Here is a 12,736-nt window from a genome sequence, read left to right on the forward strand (position 1 = left end):
CGGATGCCTCGTTCCCGACGACCGCGGCGTGAGCCTGCCCGCGACGACTCGATCGAACGGCTCATCGCCGGCTGGAAGCGCACCGAGACGCGCCGTGGTGCGGAGTGGACCGTGCAGCCCGTGTCGGCGGCACAGGCGCAGAAATCGTACAGATGCCCCGGATGCGGGCGCGACGTCGAACCCGGCGTCGCGCACGTCGTCGCGTGGCGCGCGGACGGCGTGCTCGGCGATCAAGCCGACCTCGCCGCGCGCAGACACTGGCACCAGGCGTGCTGGAAGATCGGCTGACATGGAGATCCGCGGCCCCCTGCTGCTGCCCGCACGACGCGAGGACATCGAACTCGAGACCCTCGACGGTCTCACGCTGGTCGGCGAACTGGCCCTGCCCGCCGACCGCGACCCCGTCGCGACGCTCGTGACCCTGCATCCGCTGCCCACGGCCGGCGGATTCATGGACTCGCACATCTTCCGAAAGGCCGCGGGACGACTCCCCGCTCTCGCCGACCTCGCCGTGCTGCGCTTCAACACGCGCGGCACCACGTCGCCACGCGGAACCAGCGACGGCGCGTTCGACGGCGGACTCGCGGAGTCGTTCGACGTCGCGGCGGCCGTGGACTTCGTGCGCGAACGCGGACTTCCCCGTCCGTGGCTCGTGGGATGGTCGTTCGGCACCGAGCTGGCGCTCAAGTACGGTCGCGACCACGACATCGAAGGCATCATCCTCCTGTCGCCGCCGCTGCACCGTGCCACCGCAGACGAGGTCGCGGCCTGGGCGCAGCATCCCGATCGACGCGTCGTCGTCCTGGTGCCCGAGCTCGACGACTATCTGCGACCGGCGGAGGCCGCCCAGCGGTTCGCGTCGATCCCGCACGCCGTGCTGATCCCCGTCGACGGCGGCAAGCACCTCTGGGTCGGCGAGACGCAGACGCGGCGCGTGCTGACCGAGATCGTCGCCGCGGTCAACCCCGATGCCCTCCCGCTCGCCACGGAGTGGCACGGCGAGACCGAGGCATCCGGGGCCTGAGCGTCAGCGCTCGTTCTGCCGCGGGATGATCACCTGGCGGTAGATGATCAGGATGCTCGCCGCCACCGGGATCGCGATGAGCGCGCCCAGGAGGCCGAGCAGCGAGCCGCCCGCGAGAGCGGCGATCACGACGACGGCGCCCGGCACCGAGACCGCACGGTTCATGACGCGCGGCGAGATCACGTACGCCTCGATCTGCATGTAGATCAGGTAGTAGATCGCCGCGATGAGCGCAGTCGTGGGGGAGCCGATCACGAGGCAGGTCAGCACGATGAGCGTCGAGCCCGTGAGCGTTCCGACGAGGGGGATCAGGGAGAAGAAGAACGCGATGACCGCGAGCACGGCGGGGAACGGGGCGCCGATGATCGAGAGGAAGATCGCGCTCAGGATGCCGTTGATGACGCCCATCGTGACCTGGCCCATGACGTAATAGCCGACGGACCTTGTGATCTGCTCGGCGATGTCGATGAACCGGGGGCGCTTCGAGGCTGGCACCAGCTGGTAGACGGCGGCCTTCAGCGAAGGGGTGGATGCCGTGAAGTAGATCGTCAGGATCAGAACGATGAACGCGCCCGTGAGGCCGGCGATGATCGTGCCACCGACGACGACGACACCCTCCCCGATTGCCCCGACGTCGAGATTCTGACTTACCTCGGTCAGCCAGTTTTCGGCATACGCGAAGACAGCGGCGACGTCGAGATTGGGAAACACCCCGACGAGCCAGTTCTGTAGGGTCTCAAGATCGGCGCCGGCCTCTACCCACTTCGTGATCGCGGCGACGAGCTGACTCACCTGCTGCGTGATGATCGGAACAACCATGAGGATGATGCCGGCGAAGATCGCCAGCACACCGAGGATCGTCACGAGCACGGCGGCCCAGCGCGGCAGCTTGCGCCGCTCGAGGAACGACACCGCCGGCTCGAGACCGAGCGAGAGGAACAGTGCGGTCCCGACGTAGAGGAGGATCGTCGACAGGGTCTGGATGCTGCCGATGAACAGCAGTCCCAGCCCCACGCCGAGCGTCGCCACGAATGCGACGCGGAACGGGTTGTGGATCTTCACTGACAGCTCCTCGATTGCGGCGGAGACGGATGCCGTGCAGTCAGGATATGCACACCCGGAGCCCGGCGCGCGGATTGGACCCTCTCTGGGGATCTTCAGGTGTGTCCCGCTAGTCTGAAATGTCGAGTCATCGGTCGCGCGCGCGTGCGCGGACCCGGGAAGGTGTGGATTCGTGCGTTTCGTGTGGGCTGTCGTGGCATTCGTGCTCGCCGCCGTGATGATCGGTGCGGGCCTGGCCCAGCGGACGATCTTCCAAGGGCCGAAGACCGAGACGACGCAGCTGCAGGTGGAGCAGGACGCGCCGTTCACGATGATCGACGGAGCGGTGCTCAACCGACTCCCCGGCTCCCAGACACTGCGCGCGCAGTCCGACGGCACGATCTTCGTCTCGTACGGCCGCACCGCCGACCTCCAGGCCTGGCTGTCCGACACGCCCTACAACGAGATCTCCCTCGACTCCGCCGGTCTCCCGGTCGCCACCTTGGTCGAGCCGGAGGTCGAAGCCGTCGAGGAGACTCCGGCGGATGCCGAGGCCGGCGCCGCGACCGAGGCCCCCGCTGAGGGCGAGACCGACGCCGCGGCCGAAGACGCCGGCGCAGCCGTGCGGAGCCCCGTCGGATCGGACCTGTGGCTCGACGAGTTCCAGGAGGACGACCTCCTGATCGCCCCGCTGCAGCTTCCCGACACCATGAGCGTGCTCGTCGCGTCCGACGGCGCGGAGCCCGCGCCCGCTCAGCTCTCGGTGTCGTGGCCGATCCAGAACTCCACCCCCTGGGCCGGCCCGCTCATCGTGCTGGGCGGCATCGTCATGCTCGTCGGCGCATTCCTGTACTTCCTCGGCATCCGCAACGCCCGCCGATCCCGTGGCCCCCGCCGCAAGGGCCTCCCGATGCCGGTCACCGAGCCGATCGACCTCGCCGTCGAGGGCGCCGACAAGGGCGTCATCACGGCAGGCAAGCCGACGCGTCGGGGAATCGCCGGGCGCAAGGCGTTCGTGGCGCTTCCCATCATCGCCATCACCGGCCTGCTCGTCAGCGGATGCTCCGCCGAGTCGTGGCCGACCTTCGGTCCGTCGCCGACGCCGTCGCCGACGCAGACCGTGATCGCGCCCGAGGACCAGCAAGACCCCGCGATCACGGCGACGCAGGCCGAACGGATCATCACGCGGATCTCCGAGACGATGGCGGACGCCGATTCGACGATGGATGCCGCGCTGGCAGCCACGCGCATGGGCGGTGCCGCTCTCGCCGAGCGCACGACCAACTACAAGCTGCGCGCGGCGATCGCCGACTACGCGCTTCCCTCGTCGGTCCCGACCAAGCCGCTCGAGATCGTGCTGCCGCAGGCCACGAACGAATGGCCCCGAGTCGTCATGGCGGTTGCGACCGACGCCGACGACAAGACCGCGAGCATCATGTACCTGACCCAGGAAGACCCCTGGTCGGCGTACAAGCTCACGTACCTGGCGGCGCTCGAGGCGGCCACGGAGATGCCGAATCTCGCCCCCGACTACATCGGCGCGACCCGCGTCGCGCCGGATTCCCCGTTCCTGCTCATGGCTCCCGACCAGATCGCGGCCGCCTATGCCGACATCCTCGACAAGGGTGAAGAGAGCGAGTTCTACGCCGACTTCGAGGCGGAAGGCGACCAGTTCCGCACGATCGTCTCGGAAGACCGTGCGCGCCGGATCCAGGAGTTCAACGCCACCGGCGCGACCACAGGCAGCCTCGCGTTCGGATCGACGCCCGGCACGGAGACCCCCATCGCCCTCGCGACCGTGGAGAGCGGCGCGATCGTCGCTGTCAACCTCAACGAGACGGACACGGTCAAGCCGGTCAGCGCCGAGGCGGTCATCAAGCTGACGAACAACGCGACGGTGCGCACGCTCACCGGCGTGGAGCAGTCGGCGACCGGCTTCACGTCGACCTTCGGCGACCAGCTGTTCTTCTACGTCCCCGCGCAGGGTTCCACCGAGAAGATCCGTCTTCTCGGATACTCGTCCTCCATCCTCGACGCTCAGGTGATCAAGTGACCGATGCCTCCCTCGGAGCCGCGCTGCGCGGCGCCGTCGACCTCTCCTCGCTGCGGAACCGCCCGGCGGCTCCCGGACCCGACCAGACGTCGGCGCCGGCCGGCGCCGCGTCGTCCCTCGTCTTCGATGCGACCGACGAGTCGTTCGGGCAGGTGCTCGAGCTGTCGCGGACCGTTCCGGTGGTCGTCGACCTCTGGGCGGAGTGGTGCGGCCCCTGCAAGCAGCTGAGCCCGATCATCGAGCGCGTCGTGAAAGAGCTGGCCGGACGCGTCGTGCTGGCGAAGGTGGATGTCGACGCCAACCCCCAGCTCGCTCAGGGCTTCCGCGCCCAGTCGATCCCGATGGTGGTCGCCCTCATCGCCGGCCAGCCGGTCCCGCTGTTCACGGGCGCTGTTCCCGAGGCCCAGGTGCGCGAGGTCTTCGCCCAGCTCCTCCAGCTGGCGGCGCAGCACGGCGTCACAGGCACCGTTCCTGTGGACGCCGAAGAGTCCGCGTCCGATTCCGAGCCTACCGAGCCCGCGCTCCCGCCGCTCCACGCCGAGGCGTTCGACGCGATCGAAGCGGGCGACTACCCGCGCGCGATCGCCGCGTACGAGCAGGCTCTGGCGGAGAACCCGCGGGATGCCGAAGCCCGCGCCGGACTGGGCCAGGTGCGCCTTCTCGCCCGCGTGCAGGGCGCAGATCTGCAGGCTGCACGCGCAGCCGCGGCATCCGCTCCTCTCGACATCGACGCACAGCTCGCCGTCGCCGATCTCGACCTCGCGGGCGGGCACATCGAGGACGCCTTCGAACGCCTGCTCGATCTGTTCGCCGCGCTGCCGTCGGACGAGCGACCTGCTGTGCGTGAGCGCCTGCTCGAACTGTTCGGGCTCGTGGGAGACGCGGATCCGCGCGTCGTCCAGGCGCGCGGTCGGCTCTCGTCGCTGCTGTTCTGAGCGGTGACGGATGCCGAGGCATCCGTCACCGTCGTCGTCACCCCTGAGTGGGTGAGGGGATGTGCGCCTGCGGGTCGTGCCGCAGCCACAGCACGCCCAGGGGCGGCAGGATCATCGAGGCGCGCTTCGCATCGTTCGCGTGGACGACGCCCATGTTGCCCACTCCGGAGCCCCCGTAGATCTGCGCGTCGGTGTTGAGGACCTCGTGCCACACGCCCGACTCGGGCAGGTCGAGTTCGAAGCCGTGCACCGGGACACCGGAGAAGTTGCAGATCACCGCGACCGTGTTCCCGTGCCAGTCCCGCCGCGCGAAGGCGACCACGTTCGGGTTCCAGGCGGGTCCGCCGAGCCGCGTGAAGGCTGCGCCGTCGCTGTCGCGTGCCCACAGGGCGGAGTGATCGCGGTAGGCACGGTTCAGGGCCGCGACGAACCCGAGGAGCTCCCGGTGCGACGGCTGGTCGAGCAGCCACCAATCCAGGCTGCGTCCCTCGGACCACTCCGAGATCTGCGCGAACTCCTGACCCATGAACAGCAGCTGCTTGCCGGGGTGACCCCACATGTACGCCAGGTAGGCCCGCATGTTGGCGAGCTTCTGCCAGTGGTCGCCCGGCATCCGGCTGAAGAGCGAGCCCTTGCCGTGCACGACCTCGTCATGGCTGATCGGGAGCACGTAGTTCTCGCTGAACGCGTAGACGAACGAGAACGACAGTTCGCCCTCGTGGTGCGAGCGGTACATCGGGTCGCGCTTGATGTACTCGAGCGAGTCGTTCATCCAGCCCATGTTCCACTTGAAGCCGAAGCCCAGGCCGGCGCGGCTCGTCGGCGCGGTGACGCCCGGGAAGCTCGTGGACTCCTCGGCGATCATCGCGATGCCGGGGTAGCGCTTGTACGACGTCGCGTTCACCTCCTGCAGGAAGGCGATGGCCTCGAGGTTCTCGCGCCCGCCGTGCACGTTCGGCGCCCACTCGCCCTCTTCGCGCGAGTAGTCGAGGTAGAGCATCGAGGCGACGGCGTCCACGCGGAGTCCGTCGACGTGGAACTCCTCGAACCAGTACAGGGCGTTGGCCACGAGGAAGTTGCGCACTTCGCTGCGACCGTAGTCGAAGATGAGCGTGCCCCAGTCCTTGTGCTCTCCGCGGCGGGGGTCGGCGTGCTCGTAGAGCGGTTCTCCGTCGAAGCGTGCAAGCGCGAAGGAGTCCTTGGGGAAGTGCCCGGGGACCCAGTCCATGATCACGCCGATGCCGGCCTGGTGGAGCCGGTCGATGAGGTAGCGCAGGTCGTCGGGGTGGCCGAACCGGCTGGTCGGGGCGTAGTACCCGGTGACCTGGTAGCCCCACGATCCGCCGAACGGGTGCTCGGCGAGCGGCATGAACTCGATGTGCGTGAAGCCCTGCTCGGTGACGTATTCGATCAGCGGCTCGACGGCGTCGCGGTACGACAGCCCGGGGCGCCATGACCCGAAGTGCAGCTCGTACACCGACATCGGCCTGGAGACGGGCTGGCTCGCAGAGCGCTCGGTCATCCAGGCGCCGTCGCTCCAGGTGTAGGAGGACTCCGTGACGACGGATGCCGTCGCCGGCGGCACTTCGGCGAAGCGCGCCATCGGGTCGGCCTTCTGGATCCAGTCTCCGCGCCGGGTGAGGATCTCGAACTTGTAGGCCGTGCCGGCGCCGAGACCGGGGACGAACAGCTCCCAGATGCCGCTGGAGCCCATCGAGCGCATCGAGTGGCTCTGGCCGTCCCAGTTGTTGAAGCCGCCGACGATGCGGACGGCCTGGGCGTCGGGGGCCCACACGGCGAACGACGTGCCCGCCGAGCCGCCGTGCTCGACGACGTGGGCTCCGAGGACGCGCCACAGCTCCTCGTGGCGTCCCTCGCGGATCAGGTGCATGTCGAGCTCGCCGAGCACGGGGGTGTGGCGGTACGGATCATCCGTGACGTAGTCGGGCGCGCCGTCGTAGGTGGTGACGAGCTCGTACGAGCCGAACGATCCGCTCTTCGCGCCCTCCCAGACTCCGTACTTCACGTGCTCGAGCGGAACGCGGGTGCCGTCCGCGAAGACGGCCGTGACGCTCTCGGCGAGCGGTCGACGGGCGCGGACGATCCACTCGGTGGCGCCCTCGGCATCCGTCGACTCGTGGATGCCGAGCACGTCGTGCGGCGCGAAATGCGAACCGGACGACACGGCGTTCAGAATGCGATCATCGACGGTGGTCATCGCTGCTCCTTGACGTGAAGGATGTGGACGGGTTCGGTGAACGCGTCGAGACGGACGAAGTTGTGGTCGGACCAGGTCCAGGTCTCGCCCGAGAGCAGGTCCTCGACCTCGAACGGCTCCCCGGGCGCGACGCCCCACAGCCGGGTGTCGAGGTGCACCATCGTCTGGCGCACCGAGTGCGGATCGACGTTGGCGACCACGATGATCGTGTCAGAGACACCGGAGTCGGTGAATGCTCCGTCGAGGTGCTTCGAGTAGACCAGGATCGCGTCGTCGTCGCTCCAGTGCGCGGACCAGTTGCGCAGCTGTCGCAGGGCGGGATGCGCGGCGCGGATCTCGTTCAGGCGACGCAGGTACGGGGCGAGCGAATCGCCGCGCTGCTCGGAGCCCGCCCAGTCGCGGAACTTGAACTCGTACTTCTCGTTGTCGATGTTCTCTTCGGAGCCGGGTCGCGCGACGTTCTCGTACAGCTCGTAGCCGGCGTACACGCCGTACGTCGGAGAGGACGTCGCGGCGATCGCGGCGCGGATCTTGTACGCCGGACGCCCGCCGTACTGCAGGTACTCCGTGAGGATGTCGTGCGTGTTCACGAACAGGTTCGGGCGCATGTAGTCGCTCGTCTCGTGCGAGATCGAGCCGAGGAACTCCTCGAGCTCCTCCTTCGTGTTGCGCCACGTGAAGTACGTGTAGCTCTGCTGAAACCCGACGGCGGCGAGCGAGCGCATCACCGACGGACGCGTGAAGGCCTCCGACAGGAAGATGACGCCCGGATCCTGGGCGTTCACCTCGGCGATGAGCCACTCCCAGAACTGCAGCGGCTTGGTGTGCGGGTTGTCGACGCGGAAGATCCGCACGCCCTGCGCCACCCAGTGGCGCACGATCCGCAGCACCTCCGCGTAGATGCCCGCGGGGTCGTTGTCGAAGTTGACCGGGTAGATGTCCTGGTACTTCTTCGGGGGGTTCTCCGCGAAAGCGATCGAGCCGTCGGGCAGCGTGGTGAACCATTCCGGATGCTCGTGCACCCACGGATGATCAGGGGAGGCCTGCAGCGCGAGGTCGAGGGCGACCTCGAGGCCCTCGGCCCGGGCGGCGCGCACGAAGAAGCGGAAATCGGCGAGCGTGCCCAGCTCGGGGTGGACGGCGTCGTGGCCGCCGTCGGGCGAGCCGATGGCGTAGGGCGATCCCGGGTCGCCGGGCAGTGCCTCCAGGGTGTTGTTTCGGCCCTTGCGATTCGTCGTGCCGATCGGGTGCACCGGCACCAGGTAGAGCACGTCGAAGCCCATCGCCGCGACCTCGGGAAGGCGCTTCGCGGACGAGCGGAACGTGCCGCTCTTGACGGTGCCGTCCTTCAGGCGACGTGCGCCTTCGGAGCGGGTGAAGAACTCGTACCACGCGCCGACGCCGGCGCGTTCGCGCTCCACCAGGAGCTCGAGCTCCTCGCCGCGCGTGGAGAGCGAGGCGAGCGGCCGCGCGGAGAAGAACGCGGCGATGGCAGGATCCCGGACGATCTCGAGCGCGACCTCGTCGGACACCTCGGCCTCGCGCAGGCGCGCGGCCGCGTTCTCGAGGGTACGGCGCTCGGCGAGCGGCCGTGCCTTCTCCGCGACGGCGCGCTCGAACAGACGCGCGCCCATCTCGCGCATGAGCGGCGCGTCGACGCCGGCGGCGATCTTCAGCTCGGCGGCGTGCTCCCACGTCGCGAAGTCGTCGGCGAACCCTTCGAACCGGAATCGCCAGACGCCTTCTTCGAGAGGCGCGACGTGCGTCGCCCAGGTGTCGAAGCCGTCCAGGACGGGGGAGAGGCGATGCAGGGACTCTTCGCCGGACGGCGCGAACAGCCGCACGTGCACGCCGATGATGTCGTGCCCCTCGCGGAACGCCGTGACCCGGAACGGCACCGTCTCCCCGACGTAGGCCTTGGGCCGGTACGACCCGTAGGGCACCGAAGGACTCGGCTTCACCAGGGGTATCCGCCCCATGACGGTGGAGGGTTCAGGCTGCCCTTCGGCGGCGGGACGGACAGGGATCGATGTGGCGCTCCGGACGGAACCGGAGCGCGCGGCGCGCGACGTCGTGACCACGGTTCGAACCTACCGCGCGGTCTGCTCTGCGCACAGGGACGCGCTCACTCCATCCGGAACAGGTGCATCGATGTCGACACGATCGGCACCACGTCTCCGGGTGCGAACACCTCGTGGTCGTCGCTCGGAGTCTCATCGGCACTCGACCACAGCGACACGAAGCGCTCGACGCCCTCGATCCGGGGGAGAGTCACGTCGATCGGCCGCTCGTTGCCGTGCACGATGAGCAGGATGCGGTTGGGCGCCTCGTTCTCCGGCGTCGATGCGGCGTCGTACTGGAGCGTGCGGTGGGCGGGGTTCGTCCACCGGTCGATCGACATCGTCTCGCCGTTCTCGTCGTACCAGTCGATGACGGAGGCGCTGGGCACCACTTCGTCGTCGTGTGCGAACCGGCTCGGGCGGAGGGCGGGATTCGCCTGGCGCAGGGCGATGAGACGCTGCACGTGGGCGTGGATGTCCTTCTGCCACGGCGCGTACTCCCACGACATCCAGTTCAGCGGAGAGTCGTGGCAGTAGGTGTTGTTGTTGCCGCGCTGCGAACGGGCGAACTCGTCGCCCGCGGTGAGCATCGGGATGCCCGACGACAGCAGGAGCGTTCCCAGCAGATTGCGCATCGCCTTACGGCGGGTCGCGAGGATCGTCTCGTCGTCGGTGGGCCCTTCGGCGCCGTGGTTGAACGAGCGGTTCGTGTCGGCGCCGTCGCGGTTCTGCTCGCCGTTGCCCATGTTGTGCTTCACGTCGTACGAGACGAGGTCGCGCAGGGTGAAGCCGTCGTGCGCCGTGACGAAATTGATGCTCGCCAGCGGACCGCGCTCATTGCTGAAGGTGTTCGACGATCCCGCGAGGCGCGTGGCGAATCCGCCGATGCCCACGGGAGCGGTCGATGCGCGCCGGGCGTAGTCGACGTCGCTGAGCCAGAAGTTGCGCACGCGGTCGCGGTAGCGGTCGTTCCATTCGTGCCAGCCGGCGCCGAAGTTGCCCGTCTGCCACCCGCCGAGGCCGACGTCCCACGGCTCGGCGATCTTCTTGACGCCCGCCAGGGCGGGATCGTGGAGGATGGCCTGGAGCAGGGGATGCTCCGGCGTGAACTCGTGCTGCGCGTCGCGCCCGAGCGTCGCGGCCAGATCGAAGCGGAACCCGTCGATCTGCACCTCGTTCGCCCAGTACCGCAGCGAATCCAGCACGAGGCGGGAGGCGGCATCCGTCGAGGTGTCGATCGAATTGCCGCACCCGGTGACGTCGATGTACGCGCCGTCGGCGCTCTGACGGTAGTACGCGCGATTGTCGATTCCGCGGAAGCTGGTGCGGGGTCCGCCGATGCCGAGCTCGGAGGTGTGGTTGTACACGACGTCGAGGATGACTTCGAGGCCTGCTTCGTGGAGGAGCTTCACCATGCCCTTGAACTCGCGCAGGACCGCCTCCGGGCCCTCCTTGCGGCTGGCCTCGGTGGCGTAGGGCGCATGCGGGGAGAAGAAGTTGAGGGTGTTGTAGCCCCAGTAGTTGACGAGTCCGTGCTGGAGGAGGCGCGGCTCCGTCTCGAACGCGTGCACCGGCAGCAGCTCGATGCTCGTCACGCCGAGCGAGCGGAAGTGCTCGATCATGGCGGGATGCGCCAGACCCGCGTACGTTCCGTGCAGGGCGGGCGGAACGTCGGGATGCCGCTTGGTCATGCCCTTCAGGTGCCCCTCGTACAGCACCGTGCGGTCCAGCGGCACGTTCGGCTTGCCGACGCCGCCCCAGTCGAATCCGCCGTCGACGACGACCGATCGCCAGTCCTCGAAGTGCGGATTCACGAGCCCTTTGGAGTAGGGGTCGAGGAGGAGCGATCCGGGATTGAACGTGTTGCCGGGACCGTGCGGTCCGTCCACGCGGATCGCGTAGCGCGTGCCCGGGCGCAGCAGCGGCGTTGTCACCGACCACACGCCGCTCGCGCCGGCCTCCAGTGCGATCGCATCCGTGATCCAGTCGAGGTCCGTGTCGTCGAAGACCACCAGTTCCACCGATGTCGCAGCCCTCGACCAGACGCGGAGCGTGCCGCCCGCCGGGGTGAGCGTCACACCGAGATCGTCGAAGTCCGAGCTCAGCAGGCCGGGCGTCTCGGCGACGGCGGCGAGGGTCTGCGCGCGAGTCATGCGCTCTACAGTAGTAAGGCCGCAGGGCGGATCCGGAACGGGGGACGGGGGAGCACATGGTCGTCTACCTCGATCACGCCGCCACCACCCCGCTTCGGACCGAGTCCCGCGAGGCGTGGATCGCGGTGTCGGAGCAGGTCGGCAACCCCTCATCCATCCACACCGCGGGCCAGTACGCTCGCCGTGTGCTCGAGGAGTCGCGCGAGCGACTTGCCGCGGTCGTCGAATGCGACCCGATCGAGGTCGTGTTCACCTCGGGCGGGACCGAGTCGGTCAACCTCGCGCTCCAGGGGCTGTGGTCCGCACGGCCGAGCGGAACCGAGGCGATCGTCCTGCCCGACGGCGAGCACCACGCGACGCTCGACACCGTCGCCTGGCTCCACCGGCACGGATCGGCCTCGGTCCGGACGGTTCCGCTGGATCGGGAGGGCCGCATCGAGGCCGCCTCCTTCGCGGCCGCACTGCCCGGCGCCGCGCTGGCCACGGCCCTCGTCGCGAACAACGAGGTCGGCACGCGGAACGACGCCGCCGCGCTGGCGGAGGCAGCGGCCCGCGCCGATGTTCCCCTCCACCTCGATGCGATCGGCGCGTTCGGCCATGTGGCGGTCTCGTTCCGCGACTGGCGTGCCGGCGCGCGGGGCCCGGCGGGACTCGTGGCGCTGAGCCTGTCGGCGCACAAGCTCGGCGGACCGGTGGGGGTCGGCGCGCTCATCGTCGCGCGCGAGGCCCGCATGCATCCGCTCGTGCACGGCGGCGGTCAGCAGCGCGCGCTCCGCTCGGGCACCCAGGATGCCGCCGGCGCGGCGGCGTTCGCGGTCGCGGCGGAGCTCGCGGTCGCAGAGCTGGCCGGCGAGTCGCGGCGGCTCGCGGCTCTTCGGGAGCGGCTCGTCGCCGGCATCCTCCTGTCCGTGCCGGGTTCCGAGCTCCTCGGCGACGCGTCCGACCGGCTTCCGGGAAACGTCAACGTCCTCTTCCCCGGCGCGTGGGGGGAGACGCTGCTGTTCCTGCTCGATCAGGCCGGCATCTCGGTGTCGACCGGGTCGGCGTGTCAGGCGGGGGTCCCCGAGCCGTCGCACGTCGTGCTGGCACTCGGACGCACGGAGGTCGAAGCGCGCCAGGTGCTGCGCCTCACCCTCGGACGCACCTCCACCGACGTCGACGTCGACGCGCTCCTGGCCTCCCTTCCCGGGGCCGTCGAACGGGCGCGGGCGGCATCCGGCGCCCGCTCAGCACCCCGCTCGTAGACTGGACG

The 12,736-nt window shown here is 69.2% G+C and carries 9 protein-coding genes; 5 read left to right on the forward strand and 4 right to left on the reverse strand.

The window, feature by feature from the left end; genetic code table 11:
- Positions 1 to 3 precede the first annotated feature (3 nt).
- Both B0B14_RS05905 and B0B14_RS05910 read left to right on the forward strand, forming a co-directional pair.
- On the forward strand, positions 4 to 288 hold the full coding sequence (locus B0B14_RS05905; RefSeq protein WP_076680530.1) for a hypothetical protein: 285 nt from the start codon (positions 4 to 6) through the stop codon (positions 286 to 288).
- A gap of 1 nt (position 289) precedes the next feature.
- Entirely contained in the window at positions 290 to 1,024 is a 735-nt protein-coding gene (locus B0B14_RS05910; RefSeq protein WP_076680531.1) for an alpha/beta hydrolase, read from the forward strand.
- A 3-nt stretch (positions 1,025 to 1,027) separates the two neighbouring features.
- Here the strand turns inward: B0B14_RS05910 and B0B14_RS05915 are convergent, their stop codons facing one another.
- Entirely contained in the window at positions 1,028 to 2,086 is a 1,059-nt protein-coding gene (locus tag B0B14_RS05915) for an AI-2E family transporter (protein ID WP_076680532.1), read from the reverse strand.
- A gap of 172 nt (positions 2,087 to 2,258) precedes the next feature.
- On the opposite strand from B0B14_RS05915, the gene B0B14_RS05920 reads away from it, so the two are divergent.
- Both B0B14_RS05920 and B0B14_RS05925 read left to right on the forward strand, forming a co-directional pair.
- Positions 2,259 to 4,118: a DUF8094 domain-containing protein gene (locus tag B0B14_RS05920; RefSeq protein WP_076680533.1), complete on the forward strand. Its 1,860-nt coding sequence runs from the start codon at positions 2,259 to 2,261 to the stop codon at positions 4,116 to 4,118.
- Positions 4,115 to 5,053 carry a tetratricopeptide repeat protein gene (locus B0B14_RS05925; RefSeq protein ID WP_076680534.1) on the forward strand — a complete coding sequence of 313 codons (939 nt, stop codon included), beginning with the start codon at positions 4,115 to 4,117 and terminating at the stop codon, positions 5,051 to 5,053. Before B0B14_RS05920 ends, B0B14_RS05925 begins: the two co-directional genes overlap by 4 nt.
- Positions 5,054 to 5,090: 37 nt before the next feature.
- Here B0B14_RS05925 and glgB read toward each other — a convergent pair whose 3' ends face one another.
- From glgB to glgX, 3 genes are all read right to left on the reverse strand, one after another.
- A complete protein-coding gene (glgB, locus tag B0B14_RS05930) occupies positions 5,091 to 7,271 on the reverse strand; it encodes a 1,4-alpha-glucan branching protein GlgB (RefSeq protein WP_076680535.1) in 2,181 nt (726 codons plus the stop codon).
- A complete protein-coding gene (locus B0B14_RS05935; RefSeq protein WP_083710495.1) occupies positions 7,268 to 9,250 on the reverse strand; it encodes an alpha-1,4-glucan--maltose-1-phosphate maltosyltransferase in 1,983 nt (660 codons plus the stop codon). The genes glgB and B0B14_RS05935 overlap by 4 nt, the downstream gene beginning before the upstream one ends.
- A 146-nt stretch (positions 9,251 to 9,396) precedes the next feature.
- Entirely contained in the window at positions 9,397 to 11,484 is a 2,088-nt protein-coding gene (gene glgX, locus B0B14_RS05940; protein WP_076680537.1) for a glycogen debranching protein GlgX, read from the reverse strand.
- 56 nt (positions 11,485 to 11,540) lie between these two features.
- On the opposite strand from glgX, the gene B0B14_RS05945 reads away from it, so the two are divergent.
- A complete protein-coding gene (locus tag B0B14_RS05945; protein WP_076680538.1) occupies positions 11,541 to 12,728 on the forward strand; it encodes a cysteine desulfurase family protein in 1,188 nt (395 codons plus the stop codon).
- Positions 12,729 to 12,736 lie beyond the last annotated feature (8 nt).

Origin of the sequence: Microbacterium sp. RU33B (genome assembly GCF_900155915.1) — a bacterium.
In the GTDB taxonomy this organism is placed as follows: Bacteria; Actinomycetota; Actinomycetes; order Actinomycetales; family Microbacteriaceae; genus Microbacterium.